This window comes from Aquimarina atlantica (assembly GCF_000626715.1).
GTDB lineage: Bacteria > Bacteroidota > Bacteroidia > Flavobacteriales > Flavobacteriaceae > Aquimarina > Aquimarina atlantica.
This window is the reverse complement of record NZ_AQRA01000001.1, coordinates 512,066-529,813: the sequence shown is the minus strand read 5'-3', so window position 1 is coordinate 529,813 and position 17,748 is coordinate 512,066. Positions and strand designations below refer to the sequence as shown.

Annotated in this window: 16 protein-coding genes; 2 read left to right on the top strand and 14 right to left on the bottom strand. The window is 31.4% G+C overall.

The window, feature by feature from the left end:
• Position 1: 1 nt before the first annotated feature.
• The 8 genes from ATO12_RS02310 to ATO12_RS02275 form a co-directional block, all read right to left on the bottom strand.
• Entirely contained in the window at positions 2-1,411 is a 1,410-nt protein-coding gene (locus ATO12_RS02310; RefSeq protein ID WP_034238271.1) for a glycogen synthase, read from the bottom strand.
• Between the two features lie 275 nt (positions 1,412-1,686).
• Positions 1,687-2,487 carry a DNA alkylation repair protein gene (locus ATO12_RS02305; protein WP_034238270.1) on the bottom strand — a complete coding sequence of 267 codons (801 nt, stop codon included), beginning with the start codon at positions 2,485-2,487 and terminating at the stop codon, positions 1,687-1,689.
• 120 nt (positions 2,488-2,607) lie between these two features.
• Entirely contained in the window at positions 2,608-2,976 is a 369-nt protein-coding gene (locus tag ATO12_RS24545; protein WP_131248752.1) for a hypothetical protein, read from the bottom strand.
• A gap of 71 nt (positions 2,977-3,047) precedes the next feature.
• Positions 3,048-3,764 (bottom strand): helix-turn-helix transcriptional regulator, encoded by a 717-nt coding sequence (locus tag ATO12_RS02295; RefSeq protein WP_051575545.1) that lies wholly within the window; start codon positions 3,762-3,764, stop codon positions 3,048-3,050.
• Positions 3,764-5,080 carry a cation:proton antiporter domain-containing protein gene (locus tag ATO12_RS02290; RefSeq protein ID WP_034238269.1) on the bottom strand — a complete coding sequence of 439 codons (1,317 nt, stop codon included), beginning with the start codon at positions 5,078-5,080 and terminating at the stop codon, positions 3,764-3,766. Before ATO12_RS02290 ends, ATO12_RS02295 begins: the two co-directional genes overlap by 1 nt.
• 197 nt (positions 5,081-5,277) lie before the next feature.
• Positions 5,278-6,171 carry a phospholipase A gene (locus tag ATO12_RS02285; protein ID WP_165583312.1) on the bottom strand — a complete coding sequence of 298 codons (894 nt, stop codon included), beginning with the start codon at positions 6,169-6,171 and terminating at the stop codon, positions 5,278-5,280.
• 292 nt (positions 6,172-6,463) lie between these two features.
• Positions 6,464-8,626, bottom strand: a complete 2,163-nt coding sequence (locus ATO12_RS02280) for a DUF5916 domain-containing protein (protein WP_034238268.1) — start codon at positions 8,624-8,626, stop codon at positions 6,464-6,466.
• A 16-nt stretch (positions 8,627-8,642) separates the two neighbouring features.
• Positions 8,643-9,149, bottom strand: coding sequence for a nuclear transport factor 2 family protein (locus ATO12_RS02275; protein ID WP_051575543.1), 507 nt, complete (start codon positions 9,147-9,149; stop codon positions 8,643-8,645).
• Between the two features lie 202 nt (positions 9,150-9,351).
• Here ATO12_RS02275 and ATO12_RS02270 point away from each other — a divergent pair, with 202 nt between their 5' ends.
• Positions 9,352-10,416 (top strand): sensor histidine kinase, encoded by a 1,065-nt coding sequence (locus ATO12_RS02270; protein WP_034238265.1) that lies wholly within the window; start codon positions 9,352-9,354, stop codon positions 10,414-10,416.
• Complete coding sequence (locus ATO12_RS02265; protein ID WP_034238264.1) at positions 10,416-11,111, top strand: LytR/AlgR family response regulator transcription factor; 696 nt, start codon at positions 10,416-10,418, stop codon at positions 11,109-11,111. The genes ATO12_RS02270 and ATO12_RS02265 overlap by 1 nt, the downstream gene beginning before the upstream one ends.
• 94 nt (positions 11,112-11,205) lie before the next feature.
• On the opposite strand, the gene ATO12_RS02260 is transcribed toward ATO12_RS02265, so the two are convergent.
• The 6 genes from ATO12_RS02260 to ATO12_RS02235 form a co-directional block, all read right to left on the bottom strand.
• Positions 11,206-13,338: a S9 family peptidase gene (locus ATO12_RS02260; protein ID WP_051575615.1), complete on the bottom strand. Its 2,133-nt coding sequence runs from the start codon at positions 13,336-13,338 to the stop codon at positions 11,206-11,208.
• Positions 13,339-13,584: 246 nt separating this feature from the next.
• Positions 13,585-13,947 carry a hypothetical protein gene (locus ATO12_RS02255; RefSeq protein WP_034238261.1) on the bottom strand — a complete coding sequence of 121 codons (363 nt, stop codon included), beginning with the start codon at positions 13,945-13,947 and terminating at the stop codon, positions 13,585-13,587.
• Between the two features lie 68 nt (positions 13,948-14,015).
• Entirely contained in the window at positions 14,016-15,152 is a 1,137-nt protein-coding gene (locus tag ATO12_RS02250) for a hypothetical protein (RefSeq protein WP_131248751.1), read from the bottom strand.
• 4 nt (positions 15,153-15,156) lie between these two features.
• Positions 15,157-15,507, bottom strand: coding sequence for a hypothetical protein (locus ATO12_RS02245; protein WP_034238256.1), 351 nt, complete (start codon positions 15,505-15,507; stop codon positions 15,157-15,159).
• A 135-nt stretch (positions 15,508-15,642) separates the two neighbouring features.
• On the bottom strand, positions 15,643-16,182 hold the full coding sequence (locus ATO12_RS02240) for a hypothetical protein (protein ID WP_034238255.1): 540 nt from the start codon (positions 16,180-16,182) through the stop codon (positions 15,643-15,645).
• The gene (locus ATO12_RS02235) at positions 16,182-17,738 is read right to left on the bottom strand and encodes a patatin-like phospholipase family protein (RefSeq protein WP_165583311.1); all 1,557 of its coding nucleotides are present in this window, start codon (positions 17,736-17,738) and stop codon (positions 16,182-16,184) included. Before ATO12_RS02235 ends, ATO12_RS02240 begins: the two co-directional genes overlap by 1 nt.
• Positions 17,739-17,748: the final 10 nt, after the last annotated feature.

Here is a 17,748-nt window from a genome sequence, read left to right as displayed (position 1 = left end):
TTTATGGTCTTAGTGATTCGTATATGTCGATATATTGATGAGCAGATCGATCCCATGAGTGATCGATTTTCATAATTTGTTTTTGTATTTCTTTATATTTTTTTTGATCGTTATACAGGGTTATTGCGCGTTCTATTGCATGGCAAACATCTTGTACAGAAGCATTATTATGACATATCCCAAAACCTTCTTCTCCTATATCTATAACTGTATCCTTAAGCCCTCCTATTCTTCTAATTATTGGAATAGCACCATATCGTAATGCATACATCTGGTTGAGGCCACAAGGTTCTACACGAGATGGCATTAATAAAAAATCTACTCCTGCATAAATGATGTGGGATAATTTTTCGTCATATCCAATGTATACATTATATCTACCAGCATATTTTTCTTGTAATACCTGCAATTGTTCTTCGGTTTCAGAATTTCCCGAGCCCAAAACGATAATATTTATATCGGTAGTATGTAATGATTCTTTAATGATGTCTGGCAATAAATCTGCTCCTTTTTCTCCTACCAATCGTCCTATAAAACCAAAAAGAGGTTTGTCTATATCTAAACTAAAATGGTTACAAATCCATTTTTTATTTTCCTGCCTACCAGAAACTACGTTAGTCTTTTGATAATTGCTGATTATCATTGAATCTGTCTCAGGATCCCAGGTATGGGTATCAATTCCATTAAGGATTCCGATACATTTTTTTCTTTCATGTCTTAAAAGCCCTTCCAGGCCATTTGCATTTTCTTGCAGTTCTTCCATGTAACTAGGAGAAACCGTAGTTACCCTCCAGGCACATTTTATTCCTGAAGCCAAAGGATTAATGCAGTTATCCCAATCTAGAAGTCCTATTTTTTCTCTATCAAAAACAGGTAAATAATGTAATTTATCATAAGATAACTGTCCCTGATATTGTGCATTATGAATGGTTAAAACGGTAGGTATTTCCCGAAGATTTATATACAGATTTGTATGAGTCATCAAAAACGGAATTAATGCAGTATGGTGGTCATGGCAGTGAACTATATCAGGCACCTTTTCTAGAGCTGTTATCCAGTCCAGAACCGCTAATTGAAAAGTAATGCATCGTTCTGCATCATCTTCATAATTATATACATTTGGTCTGTCTAATATATCCTTGATATATACTAAATAGGCATTGAACCCAATATCTGGAGATTGTATTTTCTCAATACGATATGGGTAAGTAATTTCTCCTAACTGTATTGTACTCTTGTATATAGTTTTTCGTTTCGAATTTTTGACAAACTGATTATCATAAAACGGAGTTATAACACTAGTTGTTAGCTCCATTTTATTTTGATATTTTGGCAAAGCACCTACAACATCTGCGAGTCCACCAACTTTGGCAATGGGATAACATTCAAAACTTATATGAAAAATATTCATGAATAAAACGAACCTATTTTTTTAATCTGTTTTTATTGATTTAAAAATCATTTAAAACTATGAAAAACCCAATAGATACCGATTGAGATAATCTCAAAAACAAGCAGTGTTAATGATTATTTAATAAAAAAATAACCAAAAAATTTCATTATCAATATTCGATGAAGAATTCGCAATAGAATGGGTTAGATTATATCATTTTCTAATAATTAGTATCTTAAAATAAGATCCTGTAAAAAAGTAACAAATCGACTATTTTATAGTAACAAAGAACTTTACTTATTAATAGTACGTAATGCTTTTTTTAGAATATAGCGCGTTTCTTTGGTAGTAGATTCCTTTTCCCATCTCGAACATACATTTTTTATCCATTCTGGTCTGGATTTACTCGCATCATTGAGCCAATTACCCACAGAATCTCTAACATATTTAGAAGGATCAGATTTAAGAGGATCTAATAAGGAGATTCCTTTTTCCGGATGTTCTTTGAGTTCGTCTATTTTTTTGGTCCAAACACCTATGGGGCGCGTAGCTTCTACCGCATATCGTCTAATATTCTCATCATTGCTAGAAGTCCATTCGGATAAAATATCAATAGCTATATCAAGATGTTCTATAATCCCTTCTTTACAGGAAAATATGGCTACTTCTCTAACCCCAAAGTGTACATCTGCTGCATAGGGAGCAATAGCTTCGAGTTTTTTATCAATTTTACTTTCTCTAAGACCTACCCAATAGCTAGCCCAACATCTGGGAACATCAGAAATATGATTAGAAAGGTAATCGATAATACTTTGATCATTGCTTAGTTCTAGAAACGTCGTTCCTATAACTTTGGTATTAGCATTAGCAGAAGGTTTTTTTTGAGCAGATACTGCTTCATAGAAACTATCATACCAATCTGGTTTTTTTATATCATCAAGGATTTTTTTTAAGAGTGCCAATTGGTCTACTGTAAGCCACTCCATAAGATTTGCCGTTGGGATCAATCCTTTATTTAGATAAGATATAACCTCATCATCAAGGTCTTTAAAACTCCTGGCTCCTTTTCTATTAAGAATATGTTCTGGGATCATAACAATAATATGTGAGTAATATACTTTTTCAAATGTAAAAAAATAGTAGTAATAAGATAGAAACAGTAAATTTTTCACTCCCCTTCGATCGAAGAGGGTGTTTTATAATTAAAAAAAGAATTATTCTTCAAAGTGATTAAATGTATCAAAGTGATGCATCTGAACGGATTCTTGTTTAATGATACTAAAAGCAGAAGTTGCTATATCATTTTTCATAATTCCTGTAGCGGCATCTTTGGCAGATTTCATATCACTCCAATATACAATATCGATATATTTACCATCTCCATTTTTTGCTGTGGTTCTTTCAATAAATCCATAATATAATTTTAATACATCATTTAAAGAAGCTAATGCTTTTTCAGCTTCTTTTTGTGAGTATCCGGGATTAACTTCAAATAATACGACTTCTACTACTTTACTTCTGGCTTTCATTAATACAGGGTTTTGATTTGGTTTTGTTGCACAATTAAACAATAGGCTTATCATAATGATTAGGATTAATTGTTTATGATTTATGATTTTCATCAAAACTAAATCACACCTGTGACAACCCTATGTCAGTAGTATTTTTCTTTTGGAAAAGTTGAAAAATTACACTCCTCTGCTCTTTTTTTGTAATAATCCTCTAGGCTAAAATGTTTTGGAGAAAAAAGCTCTTGAGTTTCAATAAGATTAAGAATACGATCTGTTCTAAACTCGCGATAATCTTTTCTTAATCTACAATGCGCAATCATAATCCAGGTATTGTTAGTAAAATACACACCAAGTGGTTCGATTAATCTTTTACTATATTCTCCAGATGCTTTGGTGTATTGGATTTCGAGCACTCTAAAGTCTGTAATCGCTTGTTGAATAACGGATAAAGAGGTACTTGTGCGAGCTACAATCGTATTATACGTAAAAACACGTTCTTCGAGAATTTTAAGTTTTTCTTTTTGCGTCGATTTAAGCACTGCAATTACCTTATCTATAGCTTCTTGATATTCATTAATCAAGGATTGATCATTGTTGGTTTTTATGATTTTGGAAGCAGTAAGTAGTGCATTTGCCTCCTTTTCTGTAAACATAACAGGTGGTAAAGAATATCCATCTACCAGGTAATATCCTGTGCCTGCTTCGGCACCAATTGGTACTCCTGCATCGGTGAGTGCTTGCATATCTCTATATATGGTGCGTAAACTCACCTCAAATTTATTTGCTAATTCTGCTGCCTGAACAACTTTTTTAGATTGTAATTTTACTAATATGGCAGTTAATCGATGTAAACGTTTCATTATTCGGTTTCATGTTCATCAGATGACGGTAAAGCATCATCAATTTCACTTAAATCTGTTGTATTATTAATAAAATATTCGGTTTCTTCTATGCTTTCATTAGCCTCTGCTGTTTCTAATTCTTGAGTAGGATTCATTTTTTTATCTCTTATCATCCCACCGGTCATAATTAGACTGGTACCTATAATTACAAATAATAATATTCCCGGTTCAAATCCTTCAATTGCAGCTTCAGCAGGAATAGCATAAAATAAGAGTACTGTAATTAACCCCCTTGGAGCTATAAATAATTGTGGTGAAATATCTTTTCCCATAAAAAGGCGTAGCAACCCATATCGTATAGCATAAATAGAGATTAATATCAAAAGACTTATCAGCGTAACTTTTAAACTTAATAAAGAAGAAAGTACAATAGTTATCCCAAAAATCACAAAGAATAATGTACGTACTACAAAGGCTGTTTCGGCAGTAATTACATGTAATTCATGATAAATAGACTTTGCTTTTTCGAGATGAAGATATCCTCTAAGTTTTCCTTGAAAAAATAATTTCATATTGGCAATAACCAATCCAAAGATCAAAATAATTATTAATGATGATAAGTGCATTTTTTTCCCTAAGGCATATAATAGCAATAGTACTGCGATAAGTAAAAATAGCTTTACCTGGCTTTTGATCTTCTGAAATATCAGAATAATCGCATAACTAGCTATTAGTGAAATTACAATAGTAAGAATTAGGTTAAGAAAAAAACCACCTACTCCCGAATCTTCTGCAGGGTTTAATCTTCCGGTAAGGAAATAAAACAACATAATCCCCAGAATATCAGAAAATGTACTTTCATAGATATGAAATTCTTTTTTTGCAATGGGTAATGACGATACGCTGGGTATAATAATTGCACTTGATAATATCGATAATGGTGTGGCATACAACCAGGCAGATTGCATTGTCATTCCTTTTACTAATGCTTTTAAAATTACAGCAGCTATAAATGTAGAAGCGACCAATCCTATTAATGCAATAGCCAAAGATTTGAGAATTGGCATAAGTTTATCACTTTTTAATTCTAATTCTAAGGCGGCCTCGAGAACAATCATAATCAATCCTACAATACCTAATACTTCAAGCATTGGAAAAAAATCAATGGTATCTCCACCAAAAGCTTTAAGAATATATTGTATGATAATCCCCAGAATAATTAATAATAGTACTGCAGGAACATTAGTTTTTTTGGCAACTCCATTAAAAATAAAGGATAAGATGATAATAAGCGAAATTCCTATAATAACATTGTAAGAAGAGAAAATTTCCATAGGGAGGTCTTGGTTGATTATATTAGATGATCTATAAACGTATGAAAAGATAGTAAATTATTTTAAAGTAAAAGAGCTCCTGTCAACTACTTTATAGTTTCATATAAGTATACTTCAGAGATAGAGGTTTTTATGAAAATATAATCAGACAGTTTATATTTTTATCAATTGTAATAATTAAACAATTACTTGCACTGCTACCTCCATTGCAAAAGAGATAATCCAATTCCAACAGTAGTTTGTTTATGGTTATAATCAATAAGGCTTTCTCCATACCCATGAAATACCTGGGCATGGATTTGTAGTAAGTCTAACACTTTAACCGCATAATCTAACCTAATACTACCTCGATTTCTACTCCCTCCTCGTAGGGAATGTCTTGCTGTTATACTAATATCGTGTCTTCCTTTCGAGAACGCAGATAAAAGTTCAACACGCCCTACATAATTCTCTATTCCCGGGTTGTTATCTTCTATTGGAGTTTCTTGTACACGCCACCAGGGCTTCAAGACAATGCTTAAAGAAGGAGTCTCCCACCCAAGCTGCAAAATAACCCTGTTCCAACTTCGGGATAAAGGATTTGATTTTCCATTACTTTGATGATTAATACCAATGCCAGCAAATACACCATTTAATCCCCATATTTTATAAGTCGTAGGAAAGGTTAACATGAACTCTGGCTCGTAATTAGTTTCTCTAAAAGGTCTAGAAATATGTGCGCTATATAACTGCCATCGTGAGGATTGCGTATAAGAAACCCACAAATCGCCACCAATCTTTTTACCAAATATATTTCGTATTGCCTTGGTCTTAAAACTAAGCTGAAATTTTAATTCGGTATTTGTAAAATCAGAAGGTTCATCTACAGAATTTATCGGATTATCGCTTAAGGGTTGATTATTTATATCTGAAGTATAATTAGCCAGCAAGAAATAAACAGGTTTATATGGCACTATCTTAAAAAGTTTTATAGTATCATTATTGATTTGCCAACGTTGAGACAAGTTCCCTTCCGGATCATCGTTTTTGGTCTGTCCTAAGCTAAGAGAATAGGTAAAAACCAGTAAGATTAGAGAAATAAATACTTTCACCAGTGTAATTTTCTTATTCTTAATACTCAATTATATTGAAAATGATTCCTAAATATTCTAAATGAGGTGTATTGTAATTTTAAAAATGTAGGATGGGGCAAATATACGTACTTTTGGCAAGTAACTATTTATGAATTGCAGTAATTATATAACTCTAAAAAAGGTTACAAATTAGATGTTAACGTGTAACCTTTTATATACATTTTGCTATTCTTTTTTCTTTAATTGCTGCTATTATTTCAAATTTTGTGTGTTGGTTTTGTAATTACATTGTTATATAAAAAATCAATGATTAAAAATCAAAACGATAATTCATTTTAAAAGCGACTCCCCAGTTTGTGCGGGCAATATCTTTATTATAATTGTCAGAAACAACCATATATATATATGATAAAGGCTTGTATTCCCATTGTAACCTGCTATTGATGTTAAAATTATCTCGTTGTGTATTGTATTGTACATAGGTTGTCCAGTTTAATCGATTAGAAAAGAAAACTTGCCCCGTAAAACGAGCTAAATGAAAAGTTTCTTTTCCTAATAGATTTAAATCAATTTTATTAATATCATATCTTAGTTCTAGGTTTGCAAAAGGTAATAATTGATAATTTAGATACGTTCCTCCAGCTACTCTTTTTCCGCTATAATAATTGCCTGCACTCATATTAAAACGATATCTAAATTTTTGATTATTAGCCGAGTTGTACCCTATTCTTAAAATCCCAAAGCGATACTTATCCGGGATTAACGAATTACCATTTCCTAATGGATCAAAACCATACTTTAAATCAACATACTCATATCGAAATACATAATATAAAGCCGATAGATTTTTAAAAAATATAGCAGAGTTTAAAAAATGTGATGACTGGTTCAATTTACCATGTTCGTCTAAATAGGTGTCATTACTATAATTTAAATAACGAACAGAGTTTATTGTTTTTGATTTTTCATAAAATTTCTGATATTCTATTCCTGCTGTAGTTTGGGTATATCCTTCTCTTACCACAACATCATTAATAGCATCATAATTATACAATCTTGGTGTAAAACCAACATCGGTGATATAGTTTTTACCTACGTTTTTGATTGAAGCATTCCATTCTAATCCTCTTTTATTAAACCAAATCCCTGCATTATAAAAGTTATTGTCTTTAGAAATTCCATCAGTAAAACTTTTTCCAAAATTTGCCAGACCAAGCCATTTATTATTATCAGATTTATAATTTACATTGACACCTGTTACTCGGTTATAGTCATTTGTGAATTCAAATTTATCGGTTTGTTGTCGATTGATAAAAAAACCGGTTGCTGTAAAGTTTTTAGATAACTGTTGTTCGGTAACAAGGGCTCCAAAATTTTCTGAAGCGATTTCATTTTCTTTATCGGTTTGTACGTTTAGAATCCCGATTCTGGTTTTTGGAGATACATTTCCTGATAATTTTAACCCAAATTGAATATCTGAATTTGCTCCGATACGTCTTGAGTAAAAAGGATTTACGCCATCAGCACCCAGATTTGAAAACAGGTCAGAGTTTTCGAGAAAAAAGTTACGTCTTTCTGGGAAAAAAACTGAGAATCGGGTTAGGTTTGTTACTTGTTGATCAATGTCTATTTGCGAAAAATCAGGATTTATCGTTGCATCTAACCGAAGAGAAGAGGTAACATTGTATTGTACATCCAGGCTTGGTTTAACTGTCGTTTCTGTATCATCCTCTACAACATCGTTTTGATAGTTTGCAGTAATAGATGGTGTTACAGTAAAACGAGAATTTGATGTATTGGGTAAAGCTTCAACGGTCATTTTTTCGGTAAACCGCAAATCAAAAAGGCGATAATTACGTTTTACATTTTTTAAAATAGTCCAGGAATTATTTTTAATATCTCTAACATAAAACTGAACTCCGAAAACAGCATTATTCGCATCAAAATTTAATGCTTTTAAGGGAATAGCTATTTCATATTGTTTTTGCTTACCATTCATAAAGGCTTTAGCTTTCCATATGGTATTCCAACTTGTGCTAAAATCGTATCCTTCATTAATACGTTCTACAATGCCATCTATTTGTGTACTGTAGCTATTTACCGAAAAATAATACGCATTTTGTTGTTGATTTTGTGTATCTAAAACCATGGCAAATCCATCGCTTAATCCAATAGGAACATCTCGTTTTAAAGAACTAACCTGTGTTCTTGATGTGGTATCATTATAAATTAAACTTACATATAAATATTCTCCATTATGAAATAGTTGTACCGAGGTTTGATTTTCTGCTAGGCCTTCATCTATTGGCATATAATTGTAGAAACCCGAATGCTCAGGAAGCTCTTTCCAAATAGGTTCATCTAACTGGCCATCTACAGTGATTATAGCTTTTTTAAATTGAATGGTTTTTGTTTGTGCTAGAGTATGTAAAGCAGATAGAAAACAAAGTGCTATCAAAAATATGTTCTTCATATATAAAATTTAGAAACTATAGCTTTGTAGCTGTTTTAGTAATTATTTTCCAATCACCTTTTAGCTTTTTCAATAAAAAAAGATCCATAAGCTTTGTTTTTCTCTGTGGAATAAAAATTTCGACTTTCGCTGTAGCGATATCACCATATACCTCGATAGATAGAATGTTTCCTGTTCGTCCGTTATAGACTCCTTTTTTCTTATTTTTAAAAAAATTGAGATAATCTGTAGGAGTTAATCTTTTGAATGTCCCTTTTACTGTAAGGTATAGAGATGCATCATCTGCAAAGGCACTTTCTAGTTTTTCTAATTCATTATAGGAACTTCCTTGAATATAATTATTAAGCGTTTTTTCAATCATTTCCTTTTCTGAAAAGGATTGGTTTGTTTTGGCTACTCTGTTTAAACTTGTATAAAAAAGCGTATCGTTATTTGTAATAATATTATCATGATTGGTTATCTCGTTTTGAGATAAAACAAATAACAAACAAAATGGGAGCGTGATAAAAAATGTACGTTTCATGGTTTTGTATCTTTTAAGTTTAGCCAAAACTATGGTTGAAATTCTTACGTTTTTTTAAAAGTAGACCGAGGAAGAAATTTAGTCTATTAAGGTCTTTTTAGGTTTTTGTGGTTAATTTTGGCCTATTTATAGCCCTAAATACTAGCTTGGTAGATAAATAATCTTTATGCAAGTTGTATAAACTATATTTGCTATTTGGTATATGAAGTCTTTAAAAACATACTTTGATAAATCTGCAGTACGACACGTATTGTTCTGGATAGGTATATTCTTGTATTTCACATTATCTGCTAATATTGATAATTATAATGGTAGCTATCTACAATTATTTGAATCTTATATCATCTTCATTACCATACAAATACTAATAGCATACACTTGTCTATACTATTTGGTACCAAATTTTTTGAATAAAGGAAAAACAGGTTGGTTTGTTCTATGGTTGATTATTCTATTATTTGTTATGTACGCCATGTATATATATTATAGAATATATTATTATGATGTAAGGTATTTTGACTACTACAGCCCAATAGCTCAACATTATGCGAAACAATCTTTTTGGGAAAGACTCTTAAGTTTTTCGGTTTTTTTGGGTAAGAGTATTAAATTTTTAACTCCTACTGCCCTACTTTTGATGTTTAGGTTTTATAAAAACCAACAGAATTATTTAAAAATGAATGAGCAGAAAAAAATAGCTGAATTAACTGCTTTGAAAAATCAATTAAATCCGCACTTCTTATTTAATACACTAAATAATTTGTATGCTATGGCTATAAAAAAATCAGATCAGGCACCAGAAGTGATTGAAAAACTATCTGATATTTTGGATTATATGTTATATCGCTGCAATAGCAAATTTGTATCTATTCAAAAAGAAATTGAATTGATTGAAAATTATATTGCTTTAGAAAAAATACGGTACGGAAACAGAGTTCGTATTTCTTTTAAAGATAATAGTGCAAAGGATTCAAAAATAGCTCCTTTGTTGCTGTTAACTTTTATAGAAAATGCTTTTAAACATGGTGTAACTCAAGAACTAAAGGAAGCTTTTATTTCAATTACAATTAGTTCGGATAACCATCATATTATTTTTAATATTGAAAATTCTAAATCAACAATATCTGCTGAAAATAAAAATCAACAATGTATTGGATTAAGTAATGTTCAAAAACAATTAGATTTACTTTATGGAGATAATTATTCTTTGGATATTAAAGAAGAAAATGATAAATATTGTGTTCATTTAATTTTGGAAGCTAAATAATGTATAGATGTTTAATAGTAGATGATGAAGAATTAGCCAGAGAGCTAATAGAAACGCATTTAAAACAGTTAGATGGTTTTGAATTAGTGGCATCTTGCAATAGTGCAATAGAAGCCAGTAAAATATTACAACAACAATCAATTGATTTACTTTTTCTCGACATAGAAATGCCTGTATTAAAAGGCACAGATTTTTTTAAAAACCTTATTGTTAAGCCTCATGTAATATTTACAACAGCCTATAGAGATTATGCTCTTGATGGGTTTGAACTGAATGCTGTAGATTACCTTTTAAAGCCTATAACTTTTAGTAGATTTTTTATGGCAATCGAAAAATTTATTTCACTACAAAATACACGATCAGCTGCTACCGAAATCGAAAAGATTACCCCAAAAAAGGATGATTTTATTTTTATACGCGAGGATCGAAAACAAGTAAAAGTCCTCTATGATGATATTCTATATATAGAAAGTGTAAAAGACTATATTAAGATTCATTTATCTACTAAAACCCGACTTATAAAATATAGCTTAACGGCTTTTGAAGATAGGTTGGATGAACGATTTATAAGAACACATCGTTCTTACATCGTAAATCGTGATAAAATTACAGCATATACAAAACAGGATATTGAGATTGATACTATTGAAATTCCTATCGGAGAAAATTACAAAACGAATATATCTGATTTGTAGTTCTTTGTTATTCTAAAAGTGCTAAAATTGGAACATAAACAAAAAGCCAGTAAGAATATTCTCTTACTGGCTTTTTGTTTTTATTTACTACAATTTATTCCTTCATTCCTTCAAGATCCATCATAAAGGCATAAGAAAGAGCAGTACGTTTGTAACGTTGAAAACGCCCAGAAGCCCCTCCATGGCCTGTTTCCATATCACAATCCATGATGAGAAGGTTATCATCGGTTTTCAATTCTCGTAGTTTGGCAATCCATTTTGCAGGTTCCCAATATTGTACCTGGCTATCCCAATATCCTGTTGTGATCAACATATTTGGATATGCTTTCGCTTCAACATTATCATAAGGAGAGTACGATTTCATATACTCATAATATTCTTTATTCTTAGGATTTCCCCACTCATCAAATTCAAAAGTGGTTAGTGGTATAGTCTCGTCCATCATAGTCGAAACCACATCAACAAAGGGTACAGCTGCTACAACACCATTCCATAGTTCGGGTTTCATATTTAACACTGCTCCCATCAATAAACCACCGGCACTACCACCCATTGCATACATATGTTCTGCACTTGTAAAACCTTCTTTTACCAAAAACTCTCCGCAATCAATAAAATCGGTAAATGTATTTTTCTTTTTAAGAAGTTTTCCATCTTCATACCAGTGTCTACCCATTTCCTGTCCTCCTCTAATATGTGCCATGGCATATACAAAACCTCTATCTAATAGACTAAGCATACTGGATCTGAAAAACGGCTCAGTACTACTACCATAAGAACCATAAGAGTACAGTAACAAAGGAGTGTTAGCATTTCTTTCTACTCCCTTTTTATATACTAAAGAAATAGGAACTTTTACACCATCTCTTGCTGTTGCATAAAGACGTTCTGATACATAATTATCTTTAGAAAAATTAGGATCTACTACTTCTTCCTCTTTTAATACTTTTTGTTCTTTGGTATCCATATTGTACTCAATAGTACTATTAGGAGTTGTTAAAGAGGTATATCCATATCGTAAAATATTAGTACCAAAATCTAGATTAGTAGTAGGATACGACACATATGCCGGATCACTAAACTCGATATAATGATCATTATCACCATTCCATTTCATAATACGAATGGTCCTTAACCCATTAACACGTTCTTGTAAAACCAAATGTTCTTTAAAGGGTACAAAATCCTGAAGTAAAATATCTTCACGGTGTGGGATAACATCTGTCCAGTTTTCCTTGGTAGTAGCTGTAACAGGTGTTTTTACTAAACGAAAATTCTTAGCATCAAGATTTGTTCTGATGTAAAAATGATCACCATAATGATCAATATCATATTCTAAATCCCTTTCTCTTGGCTGAATAATCTTCCACTCACCATTAGGAGTATTGGCATCTAGATATCGATACTCTGTAGATAGTGTCTGACTACTACCAATCATAAGATATTTATCTGACCTGGATTTGAATATAAAACAGCTAAAGGTTTCATCTTTTTCATGAAAAACTAACTCATCTTCAGATTGATCTGTTCCTAATACGTGTTTATATATTTTATCTTGTCTAAGTGTTATAGGATCTTTAGAGGCATAAAAAACAGTTTTATTGTCATTTGCCCATACAGCTCCTCCTCCTGTATTTTTTAACTCATCAGAAAGCATTTCTCCTGATTCTAAGTTTTTAAAATAAACTACATAACGACGTCGGGAAACAGTATCTACACTATAGGCCAAAAGTTTATTATCTGCACTTACAGATCGCCTTCCTATTGCATAGTAAGCATGGTCTTTTGCCAGTTCTGGCCCATTAAGCATGATTTCTTCTTCACTATCGTCTTCAAGCTTCTTACGGCAATATAAAGCATAATCCATACCTTTTTCATATCGAGTATAATATGAATAACCATTATCATTATAAGGAACAGAAGAATCGTCTTTTTTAATACGTCCTACAATTTCATCATACAATTTTTTCTGTAAACCTTCTGTATGTTTCATTGCTTCATCCTTGTACTGGTTTTCTGCTGTAAGATAATCCAGTACATCTTGAGTTTGTGCATCAGGTGTTTCGGCATTTTTTTGCTTATCACTTAGACGCATCCAGAAGTAATTATCAATACGTGTATCTCCATGCGCTTTTAACTCTTCGGCTACCTTTTTGGCTACAGGAGCTTCTATAGATTTATAGGGTTCTAGTTCTAAATCAGGTTTTTTTTCTGTCTTACATGCCATAAAAAACATTGTAAAAATTAGAAGTGAATAAATGAATTTAGTTTTCATAAAGTAATTAAAATTAGTTTTTAATAAGCCTCTTTTTAAATCATTGCCACAATTTAGATTATAAAATGTGAAAAATGTATAAAAAAAATATAATTATTAGTTTCCCAGCTTATTTATTGTTGTATGACAACACATTTTTTATTACCGTTTTACCTGTATGAATGAGTAGCATTAAAATTATGTGTAGAGAATTTATGATTATGCATTATAATTTTGAATAGCGGCTAATAAAGCTTCTAAGGTTATATTTTCTTCTATTGCAGAGCTTGGTGAAATTGTACGATTACGATTTAATTGCCCTTCAGATGCTATTAACTTATTACTTTTAATAATAGTGGTTGTAATTGAAGAAACCTCATGTAGTTCGATATCTGATATACTTTTCGAGATTTTTTGCGATGCTAAAGCATTTTGTTTAAGTTCGTTATAGAGAATAACAACTTCTGAAGCTGTTAATTCATTTTCTTCAGTGTGAAACTTTACGGATATATAATCATGACGACTTTGGATGCTTGCAATTGCAGAGTCAATTGTTTGAATTAACTGATGTACAGTATTCATAAGGTTATATTCTGTTTTTTTCTATTAAAACATTAATTATTCGTGGTTAGTAATAGCTATATTTCAAACTACTCTTTCATTGCAACTTTGCCTCCAAAATTCACTCCCCAATTTATTCCAAATACGGTAACTAAATTATCATCTACAGGAAAATCTTTTCCAAAGCCACCAATTAGCGTGATATCTTTAGAAAGTGTATATTTTAAAGTTCCTACAGAACGTTCACTGTTTATACTTCCATTACGAGAAATATATTCATATGCAAGCGAAAAACGATCTATTTCAAGCTCTACTTTTGCTCCCAGATCTCGATAAAACGTTTTAAAAAATTGATCGTTAGCACCAATATTAAATTCATCTTCAATATATCTGGCAGTTACCAGTACATTTAAATAGTTATTTCGTTCACTATCTGATCCTTCATTCAGAATCAAACTTCCTTGCCCAGTAATCCAACTCCCTAGGCGATTAGCTGTACCAGAATCTATTTTATCTCCCTTAAATAATGCACTATATCCAATAGCACCATCTACACTAACATAGGGTTTGACTGTTTTTTTAAACTCTTTTAATTGTGGATGTATTCTCTCTTTTTCTTTTTTATAATGCTCGATAATGGCTTTTTCTGCTATTGCTCGTTTTACAGGATCATCCCCGCTAGCATCTGCTAATACATCGACAGGAGGGTTATCAAGGTTTTTAAGGATATTGCCAACTTTTTTTGCTTCTCTATATACTTTGTCTTTATCATAAAAACGTAACAAAGTGGTACGTAATCCTACTGAATAAGTTTTTCTTTTACCAACAATACCTTCAAATTCTTTATCGACATAAGCAAAAGATAAAGTTGTGGTATTTAATCCTCTAAATGGTTTTTGCTTTACCTCTCCAGTAGTTTGATCCTCTTCTATACCAATATATTTGTAGTAGGTTCTGTTCTTACTTTTTCGATTGATAAAAAAGTAAGGAGCAACTTCTATAGAAAAGCTTTCTCCAAAATTGTTGAATACATGTAACGCTAATGCTTTAAGGTTGGTAGGCGCATAAATTTCTGTTGGAGACTCTCCTACTAATAAAAATGCAGGAGAACTGGGATTACTCATTGTAAAATCACTCAGATTTTGATCAGTTTTACCTTCTTGTGTCCAACCAGAAAATGACAGGCATACACACACGATTATATATAAGATAGGTTTGTAATTCATCATTCTAATTTTTTACTAATTCAACAACAGTAAAAACAATGAAAAACTCATCATCAATTTTTAGTTTTTTACCTTCATAACTTTGTTCATTTTCATCATCTTTTAGTGTAATCTTAAAAACGGCATTTTCTAAGATTGGATCAATGTTTTCATCGGTTACAAAGCAATTTGTTACTACGTTAAGTTTTTTATTTACGATATCAGTACTATTGCCCAAATTAGTAGAGAAGTTATATGTGCTACTCTTTTTAAGGATCTTACTATCTAATTTAACATTGGTCCCTACCAAGGCTTCGGTACTAATTTTTACATTAAGTTTAACCTCAGAATTAGCACTCATTTTAAATGTTTTCATGCTTATATATTTATGTTTAGTAGTTGGTTTATTAATTTAATAGACGGTTTTCAGTGTATTGGATCAAAAATACCAATAAAAAGGTATTTTTGATATGAGATTCGATGTTAATATTTGTAGATAAAAGACATTTGATCACTTTACTTTTTTAGGGAAAAAAAGAATCTCGATCCACCTTTCTATAGTTAATACAAAATAATAAAGTGAAATCGTTACTGTCATTAATATAAAGAAGATCACAAAAACCCATTTCAGCCTAACAAACCAATAAAAAACATAAAATATATTGGATGCATTTTTACCACTGTCATTACCTATCAAATCAACTAAAAACAAACCAGATATATTTTCTATATAATCAAATAGCCCGGGAATAAAACAAACTATAAATAACCAGGGCTTAAGTGTTAAACTTAAAGTATGCTCAAAAACTCGTAGTGAATAATAAAAAAGGAATGAATATGCTATAATAAAAACAAAATCATAATATGTGTTAGTCTTGAAATACAGTGGACTTTTTACTAATTCATTAAATTCTAATAAATTATCAGAAAATTGAATATTGATAAGATTATCTACCTGTATTGATGGAATGTATGCAAATAGGGCACCTAATACCAAAACTATTACTACGCTAATTTTCCAGAGGTTACTATAAAATTTTAGTTTTTTCATTAATTCAGGTTTTTAATTTTTTCTTCACGTATGTTTTTATAGGTTTTCCAGTCAAATTGTTCAATTTGCCTAATCGCTGCATCAACACCTTTATTAAAAAGCTTTGCTTTATCTGTATCATCCATCCAAAAGTCTAACCAGTTGTGATCTTTTGTATCTACTGTCACCACCCTTTTCTCGATTTCTTTATTATTGAAAAGAAAATCATTATCATAAAAATTTCTGAATGTACTTATGAAAGATGTGATATATCCTATTAGAGAAATATTTTCTAGTGGTTTTATGGTTTTTACCGAATCTTTATTTTCGTTTTGATTACTCATCACTCTCTCACTAAGAAGAACACCAAAAGTTGGAAATCTTGGAACAACATTGTCCTTTCTATGAAATTCGCGAATAGGAAAATTCGAAAGCATTCCCCCGTCTACAAACCTTGCATTAAGTTTTACCGAATTTTCGGGATCCTTGTCATTTTTGTAGTGCTCTTCACCCGGAGTAAAATTTTTATAAATAAAAGGAATTGACATTGTTGCTCTTAAAAACGCTGCAGGCTTTATATTGCCGGGAGTAGTCCAATAGTCATCGGCTCTCTCAGGAAATTTTACAATACGATTATGAGTTAAATTTGAAGTAATTAGTACTAACCGTGGTTTGTCTCCTTTTTTGGCTTGAACCAGTTGTACCAAATCCATCCTTTTTGTTAAGTCATTTTTAGTCTCTATTTGTATAGATGATAGCAGATTCTCTGCCCAGCTATAAAATCTTTCCCCAGTATTAATGCCAAAATCTTTATCTAATATTTTCACAAAAAGAATATAAATAAACAGCAGAAGTGCAGCTACATTTAGCGTTCCTATAATAAAATCAAAGAACCGAAGTTCTGTTCCCGAGATTCCGTTTGCGATATTAAAAACTACTCCAAAAAGACCGTATATGCCCACAAGAAACCCTATAGAAAAAACACTTAAAAAAAGTTTTAAAATAATAGATTTGTAGTTTCGAAGTAATTTTTGCTGTAACCACCCAATTATTCCATTTTTTTCCATGAACTTACTAAAATTCGTATTTGCAATGATATGTGTGAGTATTTCGGATTTAGTTGCTTGATGGGAAGTATTATTATATTCAAATTTAGAATCTTCGGCATATATAGCATTAGGGATAGCTGCCAGAAACAAAGCATTGATTGCTCCAGCACTTGCTCCTCCATGGCTATAAAAACGAATACCTACCTTTTCCATTATGTAAGTATATCCTAATAGTGCAATTCCGTACATTCCACCACCTTGCTGAACCAAATCTATAACAGGTCTTTCTATAGGTATTCCTTTATAATATTCGAGAACTGTGGCGTCAGATATAAACTCTTTTTTTACAAGTAGACCATCTGCGGTAAATTTATCCTTTAATTTACTTTGCGAGTTATTAATTGCATTTTCTAAAATTTTATTCGCAGTGGTAAAAAAATGTGTTGTTCTTTTTATATTTTCTTCGTCATGTAGAGAAATGTGAGATGTAGTAGAAAAGCCTCCCATGATTTGTTCTTGTATATTCATTTTGGAAATT

Coding starts and splice junctions, on each gene's coding strand:
- ATO12_RS02270 (WP_034238265.1), top strand. CDS start 9,352: ATGAAGTCTTTAAAAACATACTTTGATAAATCTGCAGTACGACACGTA.
- ATO12_RS24545 (WP_131248752.1), bottom strand. CDS start 2,976: ATGATAAGCCTATTGTTTAATTGTGCAACAAAACCAAATCAAAACCCT.
- ATO12_RS02235 (WP_165583311.1), bottom strand. CDS start 17,738: ATGAATATACAAGAACAAATCATGGGAGGCTTTTCTACTACATCTCAC.
- ATO12_RS02310 (WP_034238271.1), bottom strand. CDS start 1,411: ATGAATATTTTTCATATAAGTTTTGAATGTTATCCCATTGCCAAAGTT.
- ATO12_RS02245 (WP_034238256.1), bottom strand. CDS start 15,507: ATGAAAACATTTAAAATGAGTGCTAATTCTGAGGTTAAACTTAATGTA.
- ATO12_RS02250 (WP_131248751.1), bottom strand. CDS start 15,152: ATGAATTACAAACCTATCTTATATATAATCGTGTGTGTATGCCTGTCA.
- ATO12_RS02265 (WP_034238264.1), top strand. CDS start 10,416: ATGTATAGATGTTTAATAGTAGATGATGAAGAATTAGCCAGAGAGCTA.
- ATO12_RS02305 (WP_034238270.1), bottom strand. CDS start 2,487: ATGATCCCAGAACATATTCTTAATAGAAAAGGAGCCAGGAGTTTTAAA.
- ATO12_RS02295 (WP_051575545.1), bottom strand. CDS start 3,764: ATGAAACGTTTACATCGATTAACTGCCATATTAGTAAAATTACAATCT.
- ATO12_RS02240 (WP_034238255.1), bottom strand. CDS start 16,182: ATGAAAAAACTAAAATTTTATAGTAACCTCTGGAAAATTAGCGTAGTA.
- ATO12_RS02260 (WP_051575615.1), bottom strand. CDS start 13,338: ATGGCATGTAAGACAGAAAAAAAACCTGATTTAGAACTAGAACCCTAT.
- ATO12_RS02255 (WP_034238261.1), bottom strand. CDS start 13,947: ATGAATACTGTACATCAGTTAATTCAAACAATTGACTCTGCAATTGCA.
- ATO12_RS02280 (WP_034238268.1), bottom strand. CDS start 8,626: ATGAAGAACATATTTTTGATAGCACTTTGTTTTCTATCTGCTTTACAT.
- ATO12_RS02290 (WP_034238269.1), bottom strand. CDS start 5,080: ATGGAAATTTTCTCTTCTTACAATGTTATTATAGGAATTTCGCTTATT.
- ATO12_RS02275 (WP_051575543.1), bottom strand. CDS start 9,149: ATGAAACGTACATTTTTTATCACGCTCCCATTTTGTTTGTTATTTGTT.